Raw genomic sequence first — 21558 nt, 5'->3', positions numbered from 1 at the left:
ACACCACCACCCCCACCACCAGCGCCGCCAGCACAGACAAACCACCCCACAAAGACCCCTCCTGGCGCCGCTCCCTCACCCTCCTCCACGCCTTCATGCGCGAACAGAGTGACCCCGAACACTGCTACACCCTCCTTGCCAGCGACGCCGCCCATCAGATCGAGCGCTACACCCCCCTCGCCGGCCAAACCGTCATCGACATCGGCGGCGGCTCCGGCTACTTCACCCGCGAATTCACCGCCCGCGGGGCCAACTGCTACCTCATCGAACCCGACCCCGCCGAACTCACCGACCATGGCCCGCCCCCCGCTGGCGCCATCGCCGCCGACGGCCACCTCCTCCCCCTCGCCGACGCATCCGCCGACATCACCTTCTCCTCCAACGTCCTCGAACACGTCCCCGACCCGATCACCTTCCTCAGCGAAATGATCCGCATCACCCGACCCGGCGGACTCATCTACGCGTCCTTCACCAACTGGCTCTCCCCCTGGGGCGGACACGAAATGGCCCCCTGGCACTACCTCGGCCACCACCGCGCCCGCACTCGGTACCAGAAGAAAACCGGAAAAACCCCCAAACACACTCTCGGCCACAACCTCTTCCCCGTTCACATCGGCCCCACCATCCGACACATCCGCAACCACCCCCACCTCACCCCACTCACCATCCGCTCCCGCTATTGGCCCATCTTCCCCACCGCTATCACCCGCATCCCCGCCCTCCGCGAAATCGCCACCTGGAACCTCCTCCTCATCCTCCAGAGAACACCATGACCACCACAGCACCCAACCAAAAACAAGGGAACCGGTGGACCACCAGCAGATTTGGGGCGAGTCATGGCACGTCATACAAGAAAAGAAGCATTATTCGAAGAGATAAAAGAGCTCGTCCCTGCCGGTTCCGGCGAACCGCGTGATCCGGACGTGCTCGGCCGCTTAACGAAATTGACAGGTCAACTCATCAACGCCTACGAGACCGTCGGTGACCTCGACCGCCATCCGTTCGGCGACGTAGCCAACCGAACAATCCGCCTCTACGACGATGAGGTGCGAAAGCAACTACAGGGCAGAACTGTCCTGGTGACGGGCGGAGAAGGCTACATTGGCAGCGAGCTGGTCTCTGTGGCAGCAGGTTTCGCGCCAAAGAGGATCGTCTCCGTGGACGTAGCAGGCCGACGTTCCGACAACTCTCCGGAGCTGCAGTTCTACCGGAGTAACATTGCCGACCTGGACAGCCTGGCCCGCATATTCAAGGCCGAACAACCAGACATTGTCTTCCATCTCGCCGCCGAGCGAGAGCCGGCGCGAGCCGAACAGCAGATCAGAGAGACTATTCACTCCAACATTGCGGGCACGGACAATGTGCTTCAACTTTGCGAAGAATTCAGAGTGAGGCACTGTATCTACTCATCTTCCGGAAAAGCGGCGAGATATCACACGCCCGACGTCTATGCCGGCTCCAAGAAGATAACGGAGTGGCAGCTGGCCCAAGCTGCCGCGACTGGAGAAGTAGACTACAGCGCTGTTCGGTTCACACACGTCATGGAGAACAGCATCGTCCATCGCGAAATGCTGGAGAAAATCGACCGTGGCCTGGTCAGCTTCCACTCGCCGGATCGCTACATGCATGCGCAGACGAAGGACGAGGCAGTCAATCTGCTGCTCAACTCACTCGCAATGGAGAGCGGTTCAGAGTGCCGCTTGTCAACGGTTCGAGATCTTGGTTGGCCCATAGACGTGCTGGCTATCCCGCTCTATGAGATGAAGCGGCGCGGAGTAGTAGTGCCGCTGTACTTCCGGGGCGTTCCGGATGGTTACGAGTCAGAGTTCTTCAGGGGACAACTCGACCACAGCAGGATCGGCGAGTTCAATCCAATGATCAACGCCCAGGAAACGTTGTCCAGTCGGCCGGACGCATCCGCTGACATGACGATTACTCACGTCGCTCCGTTCTCCTTTGATGCGCTTCAGCATGCCCTCGGACGACTAAAGGCATCCGCATCGTCACTCGATCATCCCCACGCCAGCATTAAGAGCCAGCTCTCATCCGCAATCAAGCACGTGAGCAGGACGTCCTTCGAAAAAACGCCGGTACGCCGCGCCTGGGACATATTGCGATGGGGTGTGGACACTCGTGCAGTAAACATTGAGGAGGTCTTACGGGATCACCAGGACACGATTGAGCTGATCGCTCAAGCAGTCGTCCCCCGCCTTTTCCGTGAAAAGCTTGCGTGGACCGATGCAAGTCGACCCACGTTGGGAGATGTATTACAAGTGCTCCGCCGAGCAGATAATTTAGCTCCCGAAGTTGAAAAGCTTGCACAGATTTCGTGCTCCTAGCCTACGGCTGGGCGACTGCTCAGCACTCAGGCAGGTTCTCGGCCTTACCCGTGGTGAGGTAGGCAACCGCCGCCCTCTGAGCACACTCCACACCGGTGGCCGTCGCGACGTGGCTGGTTCCTGGGAAGGTCACCAGATGTGCCTTGAGCCGCTTCGCGGTGACGCGCGCGCCCTTGATGCTGGTAAGCGAGTCGCGTTCGCCATGGATGACGAGCGGCGTGACGTGCTGAGATCCTCGTAGCGCACCCAGCGGCTTCGCGGGGCGAGGCCAATCGGCGCACGGCAGGTATGCGGCGGCACGGCTCCCAGCATCGGGAGCGCCTGTCTTCGCGTAGGCCTGAAGGATGCCGTCGACACTGTCCGGCCATGCGTAGTCGGCGCATAACACGCCGAGGCTGTAGCCCAGGTCTTGTTCCTCCTGCAGGTCTGTAAGTTGCTTGGGTAGGCCTCCCGCGGCCAGCGTCTTGAGGGCGGCCAGGTCGGCGTCGTCACGAGCCGCGTGCAGTGCCGAGGCGAGGTCCGGCCACAGGTCCGGCAGGAGGGCCGCCGCACTCGCGGCTTGTAGCACGGCCTTGGTACGCGTCGCTTTGCTGCCTGATCCTTCCCCCCTGAGGCCGGCGGCCTGCTCCGCACCGCCTACTGGATCAGCATGGAGCGGACAGGCGCTTCTGTGGGCGCGGCACCATGGCGTGAACCCCGAGAGCAGCGTGCGCAGCGTCTGGCGGTTGGCCTCGTCTTCATTGCCAGTACTCGCCGTTTCTTCCATTGCCCCCGAGTACTCGATCGTCGCTCGGGGCCCGGCGACGGCGGGATCCATCGTCCCGTCGAGTACTGCCGCGCGCACTCGGTCCGGGTAAGCACTCAGATAGGCCTGGGCGAGCATCGTTCGGTACGAGCCCATCAACAGGCTGATTTTCTCCTCACCGAGCGCGGCACGGATCGCTTCGACGTCGTGTGCGACGTCTCGCGTGCCCAGGTGCTCGCCGATGGGCCCGAGCTTCCTTGTGCACTGGTCCGTGTAGGTACGGGCGGCCGCAGCGAGGCCCTGCCCGTCCTTGACCTTGGCCAGGTCTTTCGCTTTCCTCAGTTTCTGCAGCGCGTCAGGTGTGTCCCCGCACTCTTTCACCGCCTCGCTCATGCCTGTTCCGCGCGCATCGAAGCCGATCAAATCAAAGCGGTCGGACAGCTCCGGCGGCAGCAGGGGGGCCGGGACATACAGACCGGACAGGCCCGGCACGCCGCTGGCCCACACCAGTGCGCCGATTCGCTCACTTTCCTTCGCCGCAGGCAGCCGTGAAATCGCGATGTCCACCTTCTCTTCCTGCGGGTTGGCGGCATCGACTGGTACACGCACAGTGGCACATTGACGTTTCGGTTCGCCAGGCAATGCGCATGGGGACCAGACGAGGGTGTCACCAACAGCGGAATTATCCGACGAGGAAGGTGTGGAGGAAGCCGAATCATTTTCCCCCGTTGAGGACGTGCACCCGACAGCGACGGAGATGATCAAGGCCGTCGTCATGATCTTGCGCCACCGAGATAAGGCCGACTTATCCTTCACGTTATTCACGCCCTTTTGTATGCAGACACTGCTCCAGCCTCCGCGTGCCCGTGGAGCTGAGCAACCCGGGCCCGGTGGGCTCCAGCGGCCAACCTTCCCCAACAAAGTGTATTGGCCCACCAGTTGCATTGCTGAGCCGTCACGAGATGCCGGGGCCGGTTGTGTGGAACTCCGTGGACAACGTTCGTCCGGAAGCCTGAACTTCCGCAGAGGCTTCCATCACATCCTTGACAGTGTCGATACCGCGCCAGTAGCCGGACACTCGATAGCCGATGAGTCGGCCGGCTTCAGCGAGCAGCGGAAACGTGGTGTCCTCGTGGTCTCCCTTTTCGGGCAGCATGCCTACGACGTCGGGCGTGAAGGTGTAGATGCCGGCGTTGATCCAGTACGGGAGTTGTGGAGACTGAACAAAGCCGCGGATGCTGTCCCCGTCCAGCTCGGCCACTCCCCAGTTCGAGCGATAGGGGGCCAGGGCAACGGTTACCGCTCCGGCATGCTTCTGGTGAAAGTCCGCGAAGTCCGCGAGCGAGAACGCGGTGATCACATCACCGTTCAGAACAAAGAAGGGGGCGTCCGGGCTGGCGAGGAGACGGGCGGCGAACTTGAGCCCTCCTCCTCGACCTAACGGCTCGTCCTCGATGGCGTAGCGGACATCCAGGCCGAAGCGTGATCCGTCGCCCACATACTCTTCAATCACGGCGTGTTTGTAACCACCGCTGACCGTCACGGACTTCACGTGGTACTCCGCGAGCCAGGCAAGCTGGTAGCCGATAATCGGGGAGCCAGCAACGGGAACCATCGCCTTGGGGGCATCTTCCGTGTAGGGGCGCATGCGGGTCGCTTGGCCACCAGCCAGAATCAGTGCTTGCTTCACCGGAGATCCGGACACGCCTTTCTCCTTCGTCTTCTGCGGCGCCACCCCGACACCTGCTGTGCCATAGTCCACCAGAACGACGTGCTGACTCAATGAGCCAATGCGCAGACGGAACGCGGGACGAGGGCGAAATTCTTGTCCGGGTCGAGACGTTTCAGCCCCCCCTTGGCCAGAATTAGAATGCGCTCGTTGATGTGCAGTCACGGCGAGTGATGGCTGGATGGAAGGCACGGAGCGCGCAGCAACGGTCACCCTCTTGGGTGACGATGTGTACCGCGAACTACTCCATGAGTGCGTGTGGCCGGACAGGTGCGGCAGGATAAGTCGTCAATGCGTCCCCTGGCGGGTTGAGGCGTCTCTTATGTCGCTCAACAGGTTCGAGGGATCGCCCGCCAGGCCAGCCGCCCGTCACCCGATCAGTGGCCACTTCGGGGAAGCTCCCACTAGTGGTCATTGGCGCTAGGAGGTACGTACTTCCATGGCAACCAACAATCCTCATGGCGCCCTCCACCAGCAAATCGCGGACAAGCTCCGTTCCGATATCGCCAATGGTGTCCTTCATCCCGGGACAAAGCTGCCCTCTGAGGCGGAGATCGCTGCGGAGTGGCAGACGACGCGCGCTATTGCCGCACAGGGTCTCAGGCTCCTGATCGACGAGGGTCTGATCGTCTCCGAGCAGGCACAGGGGCATTCGGTGCGGCCTCCTCAGCGCATCGTTTACCGGCCCCAAGCTGAGTTCCGGAGGCGTCCGCTCAGCCCCGAGATGGAATCCTTCATTACCCAACTGCACGAAGAGGGACGAGAGGTGTCGCAGACGATCAATGTCAAGCTCGTTCAACCGTCCCTCGACGTTCGCGAGCGTCTCCAACTCACCGAGGGCACGCCTGTTGTCGTGCGCATGCGCACCCGGTTCGTCGACGGTCTCGCGTACAACACCAATGACAGTTATTTCCCGTTCGACCTGGTCAAAGACACCGAGATCGCGGCTCCAGTCGGTATGGCGCGAGGCACCAACGCGGTTCTCATGGAGCTGGGATACGAGCAGGTTCGGGCGCTCGATGAGATTCATGTACGCATGCCGACGCCCGACGAAGCCGAACGATTACAGCTGACCGCCGGCACACCTGTCGGAGTCCACATCTGCACTGGCTACACGGAGGAAGGCCGACCTGTACGAACTGTGATCAACTGCCTGGCCGGGGACCGACACATCATCGCGTATGAGCGCTCGAAGGCTCGAGTCGGCACCGACGTGGTGATCCGGGCTCCCCTTGAGTCCGAGGTCGGTGTGGTGGCATCTCTCTGGGAGCAAGCCGGCGCCTGGCTGCGTGAGCGCGGAGGAGATACAGACCAGTCGCGACAGGCACTCCAGGATGACCATGACAGCCCGGCCGCCGCCGTGGGCGAGTGTTACCTCGTGGAGGACAACGGCGTGCCGGTTGCCTCCTTCACGGTCGACGCGCAGGCGGACGCGGACTTCTGGGCCAGATTAGGTGGCACGTGATCCTGGCTGGTGCTCACCGGCGTGCGGTTGCGCCATCTCTCTCCCCTCCCCCGCATTCGTCGGTTGATTGGCTTACGCAAAGCTCAAGCGCTCGCAGTAGCGACGGCATCTCTCTGTCACCGCAGCTCAGAGGCAGGGCTCTTGCAATCGTGGCCCACCACCAGACAGTCTGCGGCGTAAATGTCTGAAGCTAGGTGACCGTTTGGGGGGCCTTATGGAGGAGAGATCGGGCCGGCTGCTGGTAGTCGGCGACGGACCGGCGAACGTCGATGTGCTGGCCCCGTCCTTGCGTTTCCTCGGCTACGAGGTGGACGAAGCCGCCAGCGGTCGGCAAGCACTGGCGGCAGTGCGCGAGCACGGGCACGATCTGGTGCTGTTGGACGTCGCACTACCCGACCTCGACGGCTTCGAGGTACTGCGGCGGCTGCGCGCGGGGGGAGCGAGGGTGCCCGTGGTGTTCGTGACGGAGGGGGCGAGTGGCGACGACGTCGTCAGCGCGCTGAACCTGGGCGCGGACGACTACATCACCAAGCCACTCCGGCTGGCGGAGGTCGCAGCCCGGGTGCAGGCGGTGCTGCGCCGCACGGATGTCCACCGCGGATCGGAAGGTGGCGCTCTGCTGCGTTGCGCCGATCTTGAACTGGAGCCGGGAACGTACCAAGCGCGGCGCGGGGGACGGGCGGTGGATCTGTCGCCCACGGAGTACCGGTTGCTACACCATCTGTTGATCAATGCTGGGCAAGTACTGACCCGCAAGCAGTTGATGGAGCATGTATGGGATTACGGCACGGGCAACACGTCTGTACTTAAGTCATACATATCCTACTTACGTCGGAAGCTGGACTGTGCTGGTCCACCGCTCATCCACACCCGGCGGGGTGTCGGATATGTATTGCGCGCGCCGGAAGCCTGACAAGCTCTGACACATGAGTCCGTCATGACCCGCCGCCTGACACGCCGTGAGGTGGAGTGGACGTTCGGCGATTACGCTGCACGTCATGTCCCCGCACGCTCCCACCCCCGCCTACCGGCGCCTCAGTGTCGAGGAGCGCCGCAGCCAGTTACTCGAGACCTCGCTCCGTCTCTTCGCGAACCGCGCCCCCGAAGACGTATCGCTGGACGACGTGGCGGTGGCGGCCGGCGTGTCACGGCCGCTGGTCTACCGGTACTTCCCAGGCGGCAAGCAACAGTTGTATGAGGCAGCCCTCACATCGGCCGCGGAGCAACTCGAGCAGTGTTTCGACGAGCCCCGCGAGGGTCCCCGCCTGCCCCGATTGGTACGGGTCCTGGACCGTTACCTCACCTTCGTCGACGAGCACGACATCGGCTTCAGCGCACTTCTCCAGGGCGGCAGCGTCGTCGAAACGTCCCGCACCACGACCATCGTCGACGGCGTACGGCGAGCCGCCGTCGAGCACATCCTCGACCACCTCAACACCACCGAACCCGGCTTGCGGCTACGGATGACCGTACGGATGTGGATCACCGCCGTCGAGGCGGCCTCTCTCATCTGGCTCGACGAGGGCAAGCAGCCATCCCGCGAGGAACTGCGCGACTGGCTGGTCGATCAGTTCACCGCCGTACTCGCCGTGACCGCCGCGCACGACCCGGAGACCGCTGCCCTGATTGAAGCCCTCGCGGCGGAGGGCTGACACCGGTGACGCACGTATCACTCAGATGAAGTCCAGCGTCGTGTTGTGGCCGTGCAGCACTTTGCCCGGGTCGGTGTCCAGGATGCGTTCCAGCAGGGTCGCATAGACGTCGCGGAAGTCGGTAGTCATATACATGTCTCCGTTGTCGAGCTTCCGCAGGCTCGGTTGTTCGCCGTAGAAACCGCCCTTGACCCGGTCGCCGAGGATGAATACCGGGCCTGCGGTGCCGTGGTCAGTGCCGTGGCTGGCGTTGGCCTTCACCCGGCGGCCGAACTCGGAGTAGACGGCGACGACCACGCGGCGGCCGGCCGGCGTCGTGCGCATCTCGTCCAGGAAGGCGCTGATGTCACGGTCCATTTGGCCCAGCAGCTGCGACTGGGTGCCCTTCTCGTTCGAATGCGTGTCGAAGCCGCCGAGGCTGACACTGTACGCGCGGGTGGGCACGCCCGCGGTGATGGCCTTGGCGACCACGGCCAGCTGTCGGCCGAGCTGGCCCTGTCCGCCCGCTGAGGCTCCCTTGGCGGCGTCCTCCGCTGCCCGGTCATTGGCACCGGGCTTTTTGGCGTCCTTGTCACACGGGTCGTGCGGCTTCGGCGGGGCGGCCGGCTCGGCCGGGTCCTGAGGCAAGTCGTCCTCGTCTTCATCCTCCTTGCCGAACGCCCCGGCCACCGTCGTCAGATCGCCCAGCGACCTTGCGGCTCGTGCCTGCAGCGGGTGCACGCCGGCCTCAGCCTGCGCCAGTTCCTTGCACACAGTGCGCCACGGCGCCTGAACGTTGAGCCCATTGAGCTGTACGGCCGCGCCCGCGGTTTTCTCCCCAGCGAGCAGCGGCGGGAGGGTGGCGCCGATGGATACGGCGCGCAATGGATCATCGTCCTTCTGTGCGTCCAGCCAGCGGCCGAGCCATCCGCTGGGCACCGAGTGGGCGGGGGAAGCCGTCTGCCAGATGGACATGGACCGGAAGTGGCTGCGGTCAGGACGCGGATACGACACCCCGCGCACGATCGCCAGCTTCTTCTGGTCCCACAGCATCTTGAAACCCTTCATGCCCGGGTTGAGGCCGAGCTGCTCGCCGAGCGGCAGGACCTCGCCTGGACGGTAGGCAAGACCGGGGCGTGCGGCTTGGTATGCCTTGTCCCACGCAGGAACGACGGTGTTGAGCCCGTCGTTGCCGCCGTAGAGGGTGACCAGGACGAGCACCGGGGCGCTGCTTGCCGCGCCCTCCGGGGTGGCGGAGCCCAAGAACTCCTCCACTCCCTGGGCTCTGGTCCCCGCGGCGAGGGCCGTGGCGGCAACCACCCCGCTCGCAGTGAGGAACTTGCGTCGGCTCCAGGTGTCCACCTGTGGGTCTCCTTCAGGTACGCAGCCGCTGGGGCTCAGGGTTGTACGAGGTATTCGGGCGCGGTCAACGCGATCGCGGTGACGCGGCGCGGGTCATCGGCCGCTGCGGCCAGCACGGCGGTGGTCTGCTTGCTCCATGCGTCGACGCCGAGTAGCCGGGCCAGCACCGCAGGGCGCTCGGTCGCGTACTCCTGCTCGATCGCGGAGAGATCAGCCCACCCCACGAGCTGCTGTGCGAACTGGATGCGTACCGCCGCGGCGGACGTCGTCAGCCAGGCCACACCATGCGGCCAGCCGCCCACGTTGGGCGGGGCGAACGGCACCTGACCGAGACCGCCCAGGGTGCCCAGGAGCTGACGGCGGGACTGCGGCAGCAGCTTGGCCGGGCGGACTGCGAAGGCGCGCAGCGAGCCGACGAGGTATTCGACCGGCTGTTTGACCAGCACGTTGTCCGCGTCGGCGAACGCCGGGTCGGTGAACAGGGCGCGCAGCATGCGGCTGATGTCGTGCTTCTTGCCGTAGGCGCGAACCATCCGTTCCATGCTCTGTTTGGACGGGGGGTTCTCGGAGGAGACCAGCCGTGCCCAGAACCGGGAGGCGACATGGCGGGCGCTTGCCGGCTGATCGACGAGGTGGTCGACCAGGGTCTGGGCCGTGAAGTCAGTGGTGCGGCCGAGTACCGTATGCGGGCCCTGCGCGTGCAACCGGGGGCGGAAAACCGGCCGCCACCCGTCCTTCCCGCTCATGTCGATGGTCCAGCCAGTGAGGGCGGCGGCGGCCTGACGGATGTCACGAACCTTGTAGTTGTTGACTCCGAGGACGAATAGCTCCATGAGCTCGCGGGCGAGGTTCTCGTTGGGGCCCTTCGCGACGTTGCTGCTCGCGTCCAGCCACCGCATCAGCGCCGGATCCGTGACCATATGACGGGCCAGCTTGCGGAAGTCGCCGTCGCCGAGGCGGCGCAGGGTCTCGTTCTGGACGAGCATGGCCCCGCCGGATTCGACCTTCTGAATGGAGGTCGCCCAGTGGTCGTGCCACAGAAACGTCCGTTTCTCCCGCCACGGACGCTGGGCAGCGGTCATTCGGTCGAGCCACCACAGAGTCAGCCGTTCCCGCTGCTGTCCTCTGGCCTCCCTGTACTGCTGGAGGGCGCACGCGTCCTTCACATTGCGTGGGGGTAAGGGGCCGATGTCAGGGGCCGGGGTGGCCGTGGCGCCTGGATCACGTCCGTCGTCCAGGATCGCGTCCAGGGTGCCGTCGAACCCGGCCGCCATCGCGAAGTCCACGTCCGCCGCACGCACGCCGAATCCTGTGCGTTGTAGCAACCGGGCGATGCGGGCCCGAGTGTCAAGTGCTGCCATGTCGGCACACCCTCACCGGGTGGTGTCACAACATGGTGGGAACATGGTGGGAATCCGGTGGGAAGCAGGACGCCGAAGCGATGCGGCCCAGGTCAACGACGTGTCACGAATGTCTCACCCACTACTTGCCAGGCCGAGGACCGACCGCGGAGTGCAAGGTCAGACGTAGAGCAACTTGTGGATGGCGTGGTGGACAAGGAGGTGGCCCCAGATCTCCTGTTCTACGCCGTCGGGCCAGCGTGAACGCAGTACCTGAGGGGTGCCGGGACCCAATGTGGCCAGCGAGTTGCGCAGACACCAGCGGTGTCTGGACAAGGCGGCCAGTTCGCCGGCGGGGGCGGACTGGTGGTCAAGGACGGTGGTGGCGAGCACGGTCGGTCCGAGGGCCTCGCCGTGGTGGGGTGGAGTCAGCTCGATGACGCGGACTTTGCGCGGGTGGTCATGCAGTGTGCACAGTCGGGAGCCGTCGCGGAAATGAGCGATGTCGTGGCTGACCGAAGCGCGGTGAATCCGCCAGAGCAGGTCGGCGCCGTTGGCTCGCGTGACTGCGAAAGTGGCGGGATCAAGGAACCCGTCGTCGGCCAGCAGCAGATCTCCCGACTTCAGGGGACCGCACAGTTCTCGGGCGAGTGTCCCAGCCGTACGAGTCGGTGGCCGCTCAAGCACGGCATGGCGGATGGTGCGGGTGTCGTGTTCCGCGAGGGCCATCACATGGATGCGGGGCAGCGCGGCGTTGTCCAAGCGTGTACTCAGGGGCGCGCCAAGTGCTGGCTGGGAGGCGGATAAGCCGTAGTGGGGGCGGTTGTCAGGGCTGTCCGGTAAGGCGACGGCTGTACCGTCGGCGGTCATCACCCTCCAGTTCCGATAGTGGTTGACTGACATTGCCGGAGTGGGAGAAGCACGTACGGCTTCCTTGAAAAGCGCGGCCAGGGGTTCCGCTCCAAGGCGGATCCGGGCCCGTGAGATCGCGGCGGTCGTGGGCACCGGGCGTGGGCCGTGGACCAGTCTGGCACGCGTGAGCCCTTCGTTAAGGAGCCCAGCCACCCTGGCGTAACCCTGGTGCGGGAAGAGGCACATGACCAGGATGAAGTAGACGGTCGTGCGCGCGGGCAGCAGTCGGCTGCGGCGCTCGGCGCGCCCGCAGGAGCTGATCGCCAAGTCCACCAGCTCAGGTGGGAACGTCCGCAGGAGCAGCCCCATCGCGATGCGCTCCGTTAGCTCGTCTTGCTCCGCGCTGCGGCTCTGACCCGGCCGTGGCATGTGATACCTCCGATGCTGGTGAATGGTCCTTAAGTCACTGGTTGCTGTTCGTTGCGGTTGCCGACGCTGAGGAAACGGCCAAGTATGAGCATGAGTTCACGCCAGTCCCTGTGTCCTGTTGCGCGCGAAAAGGTCGTTCACCGGTTGCACTCGAAGAATCGGATCCGCATTACCTGGGGCCCGATGCGGATTCTGCGAAACCGATCCTCGAACGGTGGAACAGAAAGTGGGATGTGATGACAGATCGCGCACTGCTCATCGGTATAGATGAGTACCCTGACCCGACCAACCGCCTGAACAGCTGCGTAGCGGACACGGAAGAATTCGGGAAGCTGCTGGGCCGACTGGGTTTCGCTGATTCCGAGCTGAGTTTTCTGCACGACGCCGATGCCACGCTCGACAACATCAGAGAAGGCTTGGATTGGCTCAGCGATGGTGCGCAGCCAGGAGATCACAGGGTCTTCTTCCAGTCGTCCCATGGATACCGATATCTCAAGGGCGATGTACTGACAGAAGTCCTCTGCTGCTACGACGAGTTCCTGGAGGACACCGAACTGGTCCGGCGCACTGCAGGTCTTCCCCGCGGGGTACTCACCGTAGTCGTCGACGCCTGCCACTCCGGTGGCATGGAAAAGGCCTTCTTCGTTCAAGGGAAGCCGCGACTCGTCAGGGCCAAGGTTTTTTCACCTCCCCCCGCCAAGTCCCTGGCAGCAGCGAACGCATTGACGGCTGTGCGGGGTGTGAAGCCTTTCGGCCGAGCTCCGATGCGCGACGAACACTCTCTTCTCGCCAGCTTGGCGAACCCACCCGGCGAGGAGTTCGCGCCGAAGGGAGTCGTGTCCGGCGCCGGTGAGCTGAACGGAATCCTGATCACGGCGTGCCGCCCGGATCAGACCGCAGCTTCCGGCAGCGCGGTGACCGACTGGCTTTCCGCATTCACTTACTCCCTTTTGAAGGCTGCGGATGAGACTCTCCCGGTCGCCGAACTGGTCTCACGGGCCGGAGACACTCTGGCCGCCCTCAACATGAGCCAAACGCCGTGCATATTCGCTCCGTCCGGCCAAGAGGACATGCTCTCCCGGACGCTCGTGTCCATGACCGAAGTGAGCAGGAATCTGATCCAGAAAGTGGAGGACCTGCTCAAGTCCGCGGCGGCCGCTGCCGACTCCGCGACGACGGCCGCTTCTCCTGGAAGCGGCGCGACGATGAAAGGAATACACACGATGACCACGATGAGCATCGGCAAGGCCGTCGACAGCCTGATCGGCGGTGTGCAGAGGGCCAGCGCCCCACCCACGCCCACGACCACGCCCGCCGACACCTGGCTCTCGGACGTGCAGCGGGCTTGCGCCCTGTTCGCCCCTGCCATCGCAGCGGGGATGGCGCCGCAGGCCGGCGGGAGGGACCTGGCGATCCGCCAGCCCCTGGAGAACATCGAACACATCTACGACCCGAACTTCTGGAAAGCATTCATCGATTCCGGCCGCGTCCTCGTCCCGGCGATGATGGACGAGTTCACCAGGACCGGCGGGCCCGGGTTCCGGACGTCCTCCGTCGAAGACGCCGACCTGCATGCTCAGATCGCGGAGAGGGTCCCGCCGGAGTACCGCGGCAATGAGAGGTTCTTCGGCCTGGTGGCGGCGATGACCAGCATCGCTTTACCGCTCATCAGCCAGGCACTCAGGAAGGACTACGAGCCCTTCGCCAGGACGTATCAGCCCGACAGCACGGCCGAGCGGATCGACCTGCCACTGCCCCCGAGCCTCACGGAGGGGGAGCGCAAGAAGTGGCTCACAGCGGCACTCAACGTAACCGCGGACTGCCTAACGCCCCTGATGAGGGCTTTGTCCTGATTCGAACCGGCACCCCGCAGTGGTGGCCACGCCGCGGGCGCGGCCACCACCGGGGGGCATCCTCGCTGGACACGCGACCAGCCCGTGCTGACGTAGAAGCCCGGTGGAGAGGCCGTCGGAGAAGTCGACGCAGATGCCGACGGATGAGGAACCGCCGCGCCGGAGATCGAAGCCGAAGCGGTTTAGCGCATAAGGCTGCGGCCGACCCGGCGCTGATGTCGGTATCGGCCCTTACCGGGATTCCGCGGGGCCCAGAGCGCCATCGCGATGACAGCCCTCGCACGCGAAGGGCAAGGACACCAAGGACAACGAGGCCAGGCGTCTGAGGTGGGAGCCAGCACAGAACACGTTGCGGTGACCTACCCCCATCAGATGGCTCGGCCTCATGGCTCACTCATCCTGAGTCGCCGGTCGACCGGGCCAAATCCGATGAGCACGGGAGGGGAACCGGCGAACTTGATGACGCGCGCCAATGCAAGGTGGGCGAGAGCTGACTGCTCCCGGCCAGGGAGTAGTCAGCTCCTGCCGGGTCCGGTGCAGGTCGCCGGACGTTGCGCGCCGTGAAGTGACGGTCATTTACGTCGGTCTACGGTAACGGCGATCAATTCCCACCGCAGATCCGCACTCAACCCGCCGCAACATCACTTGCCGTCGCTATCCCAACTACCCAACACCCTTGAGCAACTGAGCGCCAGGAGTACATCGCAGCACGTGACGAGGGCTGGATAACACTTGACACTCCTACTGACAGGGATTCTAATACTGCGATACCAGCGGTAACCCATGAACAAGGTGTGCTCAAGATGACCTCCACGACCGAACCTCACTTACGCGATTCCCTCGGCCTGCTCAAGGATCGGGAGCAGGTTGCCGAGCGGCTGCTCATCTCCTCCGCGAAGAACTCATTCGACCCCGATACCGAGCTCGACTGGGATGCGCCGTTCGAAGAAGGAAAGTGGTTCTGGCCACCGGAACTGATATCGCTCTACGACACGCCGCTGTGGCGACGGATGTCGGAGGAGCAGCGCATGGATCTGGCCCGGCACGAGCTCGCTTCGCTGGCGTCGCTCGGCATCTGGTTCGAGATCATTCTCATGCAGCTGCTCGTCCGGCACATCTACGACAAGCCGATCACCAGTGCGCACGTCCGCTACGCGCTTACCGAGATCGGCGATGAGTGCCGCCACTCCGACATGTTTGCCCGCATGATCCAGAAAGTGGGCACACCGGCGTACCCAGTAAATCGGGTGCACCACAACCTCGCGCGCCTGCTCAAGACGGTGTCCACGACACCGGGTTCGTTCGCGGCAACATTGCTGGGCGAAGAGATCCTGGACTGGATGCAGCGGCTCACCTTCCCGGACGAGCGCGTACAGCCGCTGGTCCGCGGGGTCAACCGAATCCATGTAGTGGAAGAGGCGCGGCATGTGCGGTATGCGCGCGAGGAATTGCGCCGCCAGATGATGTCGTGCCCGCGCTGGGAGAAGGAGCTGACCCGTATCGGCTGTGGCGGAGCGGCACAGGTCATGTCCGAAGCCTTCATCAACCCGCAGGTCTATACAAACGTGGGGCTCGACCGACGAGAAGCTCTGGCACAGGTGAAGGCGAGTCCTCACCGCCGCGAGGTGATGCAGACCGGCGCCAAGCGGCTCACCGAGTTCCTCGACGAAGTCGGCATCCTCAAGGGCGTGGGCCGGCGTATGTGGCAGAGCTCGGGCTTGCTGGCTTCCTGACGCTGTTTGCCTGTGCGAGGCAGCGGCGGCCGATCCGGCAGGTTGGCTGGCGCGCTGAGCTGCGGACGGGCGAGGAAATCCTCTCTGCTCTGCGAAAGCCACAGTTCTTGGCTGCTGACCATGGGCATGCATTCCGCCGCTGGGTGACGGGCCCGGTGCCGTCGCGATGCGATGAACGTCGCATTCCAAACAGACAAGTCGGGTCCTACTCTCGCCATCAGCCAGTGTTTACTGGCGCGATTCGATGTGGGCTCATTAACGGAGGGGCGAGGTGATGACCGAACACAAGCTTGAACATGTTCGGGTCGCGGTGGTTGGTTCAGGGTTCGGGGGGCTTGGGGTCGCAGCCCGACTGCGCCGCGAGGGCATTAACGACTTCGTCCTTCTGGAGCGTGCCGACGCGATAGGTGGCACCTGGCGGGACAACAGCTATCCGGGTTGCGCCTGCGATGTGCCCTCGCACCTCTACTCTTTCTCGTTCGCGCCCAACCCCGAGTGGCCTCGGAACTTCTCCGGCCAGCCGCTCATCCGCTCGTACCTGGAGAAGGTCACCGACACCTTCGGGCTCCGGCCGCACATCCGCTTCAACTCCGAGGTGCATGCCGCGCGCTGGGACAGCGATGAACTGCACTGGGTGATCGAGACCACGACGGGCAGCCTTACTGCCGATGTCGTGATAGCGGCGACCGGCCCCCTGTCCGCTCCCAAGATCCCCGACATATCCGGCCTGGAAGGCTTTCCCGGCAAGGTCTTTCACTCCGCGCGCTGGGACCACGACTACGACCTGCGTGGCAAGCGCGTCGCCATGATTGGCACCGGTGCTTCGGCGATCCAGATCGTCCCCCAGATCCAGCCGCTGGTGCGGCAGCTGACACTGTTCCAGCGCACTCCGCCCTGGGTGATGCCACGCATGGACCGGAAGATCACGGCCTTCGAGCGCTGGCTGCATAGACGGGTACCCGTCACCCGGGTGTTACGCCGCGGACTGCTGTGGGGGATCCGTGAGCTGCAGGTCAGCGCCTTCACGAAACGGCCGGAGCGGCTGCGTCTGATCGAGCGGATGGCCAAGTCCCACATGCGAAAGGCTGTCAAGGACCCGGCCATGCGGGCGGCGTTGACCCCCGACTATCGCATCGGTTGCAAGCGCATCCTGCTGTCCAACGACTACTACCCAGCGCTGGCCCAGTCCAATGTGGACGTGGTCGCCACCGGGCTGCGAGAAGTGCGGGGCTCGACGCTGATCGCCGCTGACGGCACCGAGGCGGACGTCGACGCGATCATCTTCGGCACCGGCTTCCGGGTCACCGACATGCCGATCGCCCAGCGTGTCACGGGCGCGGCCGGCACCACCCTCGCAGAGGAATGGAAGGCCGGCATGGAGGCACTGCGCGGAACCAGCGCCGCCGGCTTTCCCAACTTCCTGACCATCCTCGGCCCCAACACCGGCCTCGGAAACAGCTCAATGATCCTTATCATCGAGGCGCAGCTCAACTATGTGGCCGACTTCATCCGGCAGCTCGACGCCGTGGGCGGCAAGGCGGCACTGGACGCTCGTCCCGCTGCCGTGCGCGCCTGGCACGACCGCCTGCAAGAGCGGATGGGCACCACGGTCTGGAGCACCGGGTGCGACAGCTGGTATCTGGACGCGAACGACCGCAACACGACGGTCTGGCCGGGGACGACCAGTGAGTTCAGGAAGGCCGCCCGAAGGGTGGACCTGACAGAGTATGCCGTCCTGCGCCCGTCGGGCTGCGAAGGCTCCGGGCCCAAACCGACGCGGTCCGCAGCGGCCGGGGCCGCGGTCCCTGGAGGGGGTGTCGCATGATCCGGCAACCACACGTGCGCTCCAGCCTGTACACCCCACCCGCGCCTGCACAGGAGTTGACCGCCGTCTCGGCTGACGGCGCCCGCATCCATGTCGAGGTGCACGGGCGTGAGGAAGCGCCCACCGTCGTCCTGGTGCATGGCTGGACCTCCCGGGTTGACTTCTGGGCACCGGTCACCCGCGCACTCGCCGTCGACCACCGCGTCGTGCTGTACGACCAACGGGGCCACGGCCGCAGTCCAGCCGCCCTCATGCCCGGCGGCTACAGTACGAGGGCGCTCGCCGATGACCTCCAGGCCGTACTCGAAACGACGCTCGGCCCTGGAGAGCGCGCGGTGGTCGCCGGGCATTCCATGGGCGGCATGTCCGTGCTGGCGGCCGCCGGCAGGGAAGCCGTGCGCAAGCGGGCAGCAGCCGTGCTGCTCTGCAACACCTGCAGTTCACGTCTGCTGTCGGACTCCCGAGTGGTGCCTCTGCGCTCGGAGCGTCTACGGAAATGGGTGCACCGAGCCCTGCTGGGTAGCCGTGCCCCGTTCGGCCCGGTCAATCCCCTGTCAAAACGGATCCTCAAATACGTGGCCATGAGCCCCGATGTCCCGCGGGAAATGGTCCAGGCGTGTGCCGACATCGTGCACGCCTGTCCGTCCGCCGGGCGCGCCGGCTGGGCCCGCGTCTTGGCCGACCTCGACCTGACGGCGCAGGTGACGCAGCTGAGCGTGCCGACCGCGGTGATCGCGGGCGCGGCCGATCGGCTCACCCCGCCCGGACACGCCCGGCGGATCGCTGCCGCCCTGCCGCAGTGTGTGGGACTCACCGAGTTCCCAGGACTCGGTCACATGGCGCCGTTGGAGGCACCGGAAACGGTGGCGGGCGCGGTCCGTGCGCTCGTTCGCGATCACCTCACGGCGCCCGTTCCCGAGCCCGTCAACCAGCAGCCACCGCTCTTGGAAGGGAGATGGTGAGGATGGGCAGGAAGCTTCAGGGCCAGCTCGTGCCGGTGACAGGTGCCGCACGCGGTGTCGGCTGGCAGCTGGCGTGTCGGCTTGCGGCGCGTGGGGCGCGGATCGCGTTGATCGGTCTGGAGCCGGAGGAGTTGCGGCAGGTGTCGGACGGGCTGGCCACCGAGTGCGCGTACTCGTAGGCCGATGTCACCGATGCCGAGGCCATGGCACAGGTCGCCCGGGAGGTCGTGGAACACTTCGGGACCGTGGATGCCGTGTCGCCAATGCCGGTGTGCCCAGGGCGGCCCGTTCCTGGACTGTGCATCCGCTCCTTCAACCGGGTCCTGGAGGTCAATCTGCTGGGCAGTGTCAACACCGCCCGTGCGTTCCTGCCCGCGCTGCTGGACAGCCGCGGCTATCTGCTGCAGATCGCCTCACTCGCCGCCATAGTCCGGGCCCCATGCTGGCGGCCTACTGTGCGTCGAAATCGGGTGTCGAGGCGTTCGCTCACTGTCTGCGCGGCGAGGTCGGCCATCACGGCGTCAAGGTTGGTGTGGCGTAATTGAGCTGGACCGACACCGACATGGTGCGCGGCGCCGACGAGGACGACGTCCTGCGCCAACTGCGCAAGCGCCTACCCTGGCCGGCCAACCTCACCTACCCGCTGCGCCCGGCCGTCGATCGGCTCGTCAAAGGCATCGAGCACCGCTCTGCCCACCTCTACGCCCAGCGCTGGCTTCGCGGGATGCAAGGCATACGCGGTTACCTGCCCGGCCTCATCGGAACCGGGGCACAACGAGAGATGCGTCGCTTCGAGCCCGAACTCGCCGCCGGCCGCGAAACCCGCGGCGGCCTGGTCGGCGCCGGCGGCGCCGCAGACGAGAAAGCCCAAGCGCAGCAGACCCCAACCGACTGATGCGGGTGGCCGCGGTGGCTGCCTCGTCCAACCGCGTCTTCCTTGGGTGCCCGCCCCTCACCGCCCGTGTTCAGCTCGCTGATATCACAGAGCGAGGCATCGGCCCCCTACGCCGCGCGTGGCTCCGAGCCGTCTGCGTGCCCATTGGACGTGCGGGCCACTGGAAGATCGAGCTGGTCAAACGGCTGGAACTTCAGCTCATCTTCGCCGAATCGGTCGCCTGGCAGCGCTCTGAACGCACCACGGTAATCCGCGTACAGCTCGTCATATATAGGCGTACCGACCTCGTGACTGTGATCATGTGCTGGACCTTCCAACTCAAGGTCCCCTGCGGGAATACCATCACGGTTTGTCATCTACATCCGCTCCATTGCGCTCTCCCGCCCCCCCCTGAGCAGGGCCTTTCGATGTGGCCGACTCACGCCACACGCAGTGCCTCGGAGATGAACAGCGCATCGTCGGGGAGGTGTACGTCGATGACGGCCACGTTCACCTCGACAACCTCAAGGCCCGTGATCCGTTCCACGGACGAGATCACGTTCTCCCGTACGTGCCAGACGACTTCCGGGACCACGGCTCCCTGCTCGACGACCAGGTCGATGCTGATGGCCGTTTGCCGCTCGCCGACTTCAGCCTTCACGCCGCGTCCTACGTGGAGTCGCCCGCCCGGAGCCCGATCACGGACCTTGCCGATCGCGCGGGAGAGGCCACCGCCGGTGTCATGCACTCCGGGGATCTCACGGGCCGCCATGCCGGCGATCTTGACGACTATCACGTCGGCGATGGTCGTCTTACCGAGCGTGACGTCTTCGTCGACCCCTCCGCTCATGATCGCGAGCGCCCCGATAGCCGGGGCCGGGCCGTCGCCGGCGATCTCCGCCATGTTCAGCTGCTGCGTCATATCGGTGCACCTTCTGGGTGGCTGGTTGTACCTGCTGGTACTTCCTCTGACACAGCCACCGCAGATTTCGTTACGTGATGCCCGCAATTCCTGTGTTGCGTGGGTAACGCTGCACACCGCGCAATGGATGATAACGATCAGCGAGAGTGTCGCCTGGCTGCAGCGGGCGATTCGACGTGCCCCCACAACCCCGGCAGCGACCGTAGCGACTCAAGGCCGGAGAAGGCCCCAAGAAGCATAAGCGGACCGAGCTGCGCTCTTCTCTACCCGTCGAGCGATGCCCCTGTACAGGCTGACCGCTACTCGTTGAAGGGTGCTACTGCCACATTCTCGGCGTTGACAAGCACCCAAAAGTCATCTGCGAGCCCCTCGGTGACGTAGTCGTACGGCAAATAGCCATATCCGTTGTCGCCCCATGACGCCCCCCAAGAGTTGCGGATGATGAGTGCACCTTTAGTGGTTCCGTTGTCCAGCGGGTTCAGGACGGCACGGTTGTCGTCGTATCCGACTGCGACGACTGCGTGGCCACCCAGAACGGCCTCGCGCGACGAGGGGAAGGGGATGTTGCCATCTGTGGCTTGCTCGATGCTGCTGTAGACCGCGAATCCGAACATAGCGGGCAGCCCAGCTGCGAGACTGGCCTTGATGTCGCTGAGCAGTTCACCGAGGCTGATGCCTGGCGGGTCCAGACGGTAGTACATCAGCGCCTGGTAGTTGCTGGCAAAGGCATAACAGAACGCGGGCGGCTCATCGTCGAAGTGCTCGACGTCGTAAGCCCAAAACCTCTCTGGCGGCACTCCAAAGAGTGCCAAAGCTCCCATCGTGGAGCGGAGATACGCTCCCGTATCACCTTGAACTCCAAGGAAGTTGCGTGTCGCTTTGTAGATGAAGCGACGAGAGGCTGGTGTGTAGGAGCCGGACGACTGAATTTGGAAGTACTCAAGTACTCCGGTCGCAGCGTTGGCCGTACATGAGCCCAGTTCGCCCTGATCGACGATGGGAGAACATTTGGACCGTAGGTCAACAAGCGGGGGCGGCGCAACGGGAGCTCGGGAGGTCAGGCCCGATGCGCTCAGAAAAGCATCGACCTGGCGTGCCGTCTTCGTGTAGTCGCGGATGTCGGGACGGTCAGGTAACCAGCCCATCGCACCAACCGGTCCATTAAGCGAAGCATTCATCAGCGGCCTTCCCTTCGACGGCAAGTTACGGAGGGAGGCACTCCGAAGACATTGAAGTCCCTCCCTCCTCGGTATAAGAGCCGTGCTGATGCCCCGCAAACGGCACTGGGGCGAATGCGTGATCCGCCTGAGGTGGATCCGACCAACTTGACCGACTCAGGTGCCCGGCTTGCGGCCGTACACGTAGACGTCGTCGCCGTTCTTCAGCAGTGACCAGTACTTCCTCGCGTCGGTCTTCGTCATGTTGACGCAGCCGTGCGAGCCCGGCGGGTTCCACATGCTGACGCCGACCGAGTGGAAGGCCTGGCCGCCGTCGAAG

At 64.6% G+C, this 21558-nt stretch carries 17 protein-coding genes and 1 pseudogene; 10 read left to right on the top strand and 8 right to left on the bottom strand.

All coding sequences use genetic code 11. The features are described 5' to 3' along the window. The first annotated feature begins 95 nt into the window (after positions 1-95). Both ACZ7NC_RS41745 and ACZ7NC_RS41740 read left to right on the top strand, forming a co-directional pair. Positions 96-773 carry a class I SAM-dependent methyltransferase gene (locus tag ACZ7NC_RS41745; protein WP_471496930.1) on the top strand — a complete coding sequence of 226 codons (678 nt, stop codon included), beginning with the start codon at positions 96-98 and terminating at the stop codon, positions 771-773. Between the two features lie 63 nt (positions 774-836). Further along, entirely contained in the window at positions 837-2339 is a 1503-nt protein-coding gene (locus ACZ7NC_RS41740; RefSeq protein ID WP_471496925.1) for an NAD-dependent epimerase/dehydratase family protein, read from the top strand. Between the two features lie 19 nt (positions 2340-2358). Here ACZ7NC_RS41740 and ACZ7NC_RS41735 read toward each other — a convergent pair whose 3' ends face one another. After that, positions 2359-3651, bottom strand: a complete 1293-nt coding sequence (locus tag ACZ7NC_RS41735) for an alpha/beta fold hydrolase (RefSeq protein WP_471496923.1) — start codon at positions 3649-3651, stop codon at positions 2359-2361. Between the two features lie 388 nt (positions 3652-4039). Beyond that, positions 4040-4819: a nucleotidyltransferase family protein gene (locus ACZ7NC_RS41730; protein WP_471496921.1), complete on the bottom strand. Its 780-nt coding sequence runs from the start codon at positions 4817-4819 to the stop codon at positions 4040-4042. A gap of 433 nt (positions 4820-5252) precedes the next feature. Here ACZ7NC_RS41730 and ACZ7NC_RS41725 point away from each other — a divergent pair, with 433 nt between their 5' ends. From ACZ7NC_RS41725 to ACZ7NC_RS41715, 3 genes are all read left to right on the top strand, one after another. Then, positions 5253-6278 (top strand): GntR family transcriptional regulator, encoded by a 1026-nt coding sequence (locus ACZ7NC_RS41725; RefSeq protein ID WP_471496919.1) that lies wholly within the window; start codon positions 5253-5255, stop codon positions 6276-6278. A gap of 214 nt (positions 6279-6492) precedes the next feature. Further along, the gene (locus ACZ7NC_RS41720; protein ID WP_471496917.1) at positions 6493-7191 is read left to right on the top strand and encodes a response regulator transcription factor; all 699 of its coding nucleotides are present in this window, start codon (positions 6493-6495) and stop codon (positions 7189-7191) included. Between the two features lie 85 nt (positions 7192-7276). Beyond that, a complete protein-coding gene (locus ACZ7NC_RS41715) occupies positions 7277-7930 on the top strand; it encodes a TetR/AcrR family transcriptional regulator (RefSeq protein WP_471496915.1) in 654 nt (217 codons plus the stop codon). Between the two features lie 21 nt (positions 7931-7951). On the opposite strand, the gene ACZ7NC_RS41710 is transcribed toward ACZ7NC_RS41715, so the two are convergent. The 3 genes from ACZ7NC_RS41710 to ACZ7NC_RS41700 all read right to left on the bottom strand — a co-directional run bounded on the left by ACZ7NC_RS41710 (position 7952) and on the right by ACZ7NC_RS41700 (position 11832). Further along, positions 7952-9271, bottom strand: a complete 1320-nt coding sequence (locus tag ACZ7NC_RS41710; RefSeq protein ID WP_471496913.1) for a DUF1501 domain-containing protein — start codon at positions 9269-9271, stop codon at positions 7952-7954. A 35-nt stretch (positions 9272-9306) separates the two neighbouring features. Beyond that, positions 9307-10632, bottom strand: coding sequence for a DUF1800 domain-containing protein (locus ACZ7NC_RS41705; RefSeq protein WP_471496911.1), 1326 nt, complete (start codon positions 10630-10632; stop codon positions 9307-9309). 159 nt (positions 10633-10791) lie between these two features. After that, positions 10792-11832 carry a transposase domain-containing protein gene (locus tag ACZ7NC_RS41700; protein WP_471496909.1) on the bottom strand — a complete coding sequence of 347 codons (1041 nt, stop codon included), beginning with the start codon at positions 11830-11832 and terminating at the stop codon, positions 10792-10794. A gap of 101 nt (positions 11833-11933) precedes the next feature. On the opposite strand from ACZ7NC_RS41700, the gene ACZ7NC_RS41695 reads away from it, so the two are divergent. The 5 genes and pseudogenes from ACZ7NC_RS41695 to ACZ7NC_RS41675 all read left to right on the top strand — a co-directional run bounded on the left by ACZ7NC_RS41695 (position 11934) and on the right by ACZ7NC_RS41675 (position 19160). Next, the gene (locus tag ACZ7NC_RS41695; RefSeq protein WP_471496906.1) at positions 11934-13745 is read left to right on the top strand and encodes a caspase family protein; all 1812 of its coding nucleotides are present in this window, start codon (positions 11934-11936) and stop codon (positions 13743-13745) included. An 803-nt stretch (positions 13746-14548) separates the two neighbouring features. Beyond that, positions 14549-15478: an AurF N-oxygenase family protein gene (locus ACZ7NC_RS41690; protein ID WP_471496904.1), complete on the top strand. Its 930-nt coding sequence runs from the start codon at positions 14549-14551 to the stop codon at positions 15476-15478. 274 nt (positions 15479-15752) lie between these two features. Next, complete coding sequence (locus ACZ7NC_RS41685; protein ID WP_471496901.1) at positions 15753-17303, top strand: flavin-containing monooxygenase; 1551 nt, start codon at positions 15753-15755, stop codon at positions 17301-17303. Then, positions 17300-18265: an alpha/beta fold hydrolase gene (locus tag ACZ7NC_RS41680; protein ID WP_471496898.1), complete on the top strand. Its 966-nt coding sequence runs from the start codon at positions 17300-17302 to the stop codon at positions 18263-18265. The genes ACZ7NC_RS41685 and ACZ7NC_RS41680 overlap by 4 nt, the downstream gene beginning before the upstream one ends. Then, positions 18259-19160, top strand: a pseudogene (locus ACZ7NC_RS41675) (SDR family oxidoreductase). The gene ACZ7NC_RS41680 and the pseudogene ACZ7NC_RS41675 overlap by 7 nt, the downstream one beginning before the upstream one ends. Positions 19161-19578: 418 nt before the next feature. On the opposite strand, the gene ACZ7NC_RS41670 reads toward ACZ7NC_RS41675, so the two are convergent. The 3 genes from ACZ7NC_RS41670 to ACZ7NC_RS41660 form a co-directional block, all read right to left on the bottom strand. Beyond that, the gene (locus ACZ7NC_RS41670; protein ID WP_471496896.1) at positions 19579-20061 is read right to left on the bottom strand and encodes an Asp23/Gls24 family envelope stress response protein; all 483 of its coding nucleotides are present in this window, start codon (positions 20059-20061) and stop codon (positions 19579-19581) included. Positions 20062-20360: 299 nt separating this feature from the next. Next, entirely contained in the window at positions 20361-21239 is an 879-nt protein-coding gene (locus tag ACZ7NC_RS41665; RefSeq protein ID WP_471496894.1) for a C1 family peptidase, read from the bottom strand. Positions 21240-21395: 156 nt separating this feature from the next. Then, the coding region (locus ACZ7NC_RS41660) for a L,D-transpeptidase family protein (protein WP_471496928.1) at positions 21396-21558 on the bottom strand (163 nt) is incomplete at its 5' end.

The organism is Streptomyces sp. NPDC111802 (assembly GCF_055634335.1).
The sequence above is the reverse complement of the archived record's forward strand: the minus strand, read 5'-3'. Positions and strand labels throughout refer to the sequence as shown.

Bases quoted from the DNA above. Each gene is read 5' to 3' on its own strand.
- ACZ7NC_RS41690 (WP_471496904.1), top strand. From the start codon at position 14,549: ATGACCTCCACGACCGAACCTCACTTACGCGATTCCCTCGGCCTGCTC.
- ACZ7NC_RS41670 (WP_471496896.1), bottom strand. From the start codon at position 20,061: ATGACGCAGCAGCTGAACATGGCGGAGATCGCCGGCGACGGCCCGGCC.
- ACZ7NC_RS41700 (WP_471496909.1), bottom strand. From the start codon at position 11,832: ATGGGGCTGCTCCTGCGGACGTTCCCACCTGAGCTGGTGGACTTGGCG.
- ACZ7NC_RS41705 (WP_471496911.1), bottom strand. From the start codon at position 10,632: ATGGCAGCACTTGACACTCGGGCCCGCATCGCCCGGTTGCTACAACGC.
- ACZ7NC_RS41685 (WP_471496901.1), top strand. From the start codon at position 15,753: ATGACCGAACACAAGCTTGAACATGTTCGGGTCGCGGTGGTTGGTTCA.
- ACZ7NC_RS41745 (WP_471496930.1), top strand. From the start codon at position 96: ATGCGCGAACAGAGTGACCCCGAACACTGCTACACCCTCCTTGCCAGC.
- ACZ7NC_RS41680 (WP_471496898.1), top strand. From the start codon at position 17,300: ATGATCCGGCAACCACACGTGCGCTCCAGCCTGTACACCCCACCCGCG.
- ACZ7NC_RS41715 (WP_471496915.1), top strand. From the start codon at position 7,277: ATGTCCCCGCACGCTCCCACCCCCGCCTACCGGCGCCTCAGTGTCGAG.
- ACZ7NC_RS41740 (WP_471496925.1), top strand. From the start codon at position 837: ATGGCACGTCATACAAGAAAAGAAGCATTATTCGAAGAGATAAAAGAG.
- ACZ7NC_RS41720 (WP_471496917.1), top strand. From the start codon at position 6,493: ATGGAGGAGAGATCGGGCCGGCTGCTGGTAGTCGGCGACGGACCGGCG.
- ACZ7NC_RS41665 (WP_471496894.1), bottom strand. From the start codon at position 21,239: ATGAATGCTTCGCTTAATGGACCGGTTGGTGCGATGGGCTGGTTACCT.
- ACZ7NC_RS41725 (WP_471496919.1), top strand. From the start codon at position 5,253: ATGGCAACCAACAATCCTCATGGCGCCCTCCACCAGCAAATCGCGGAC.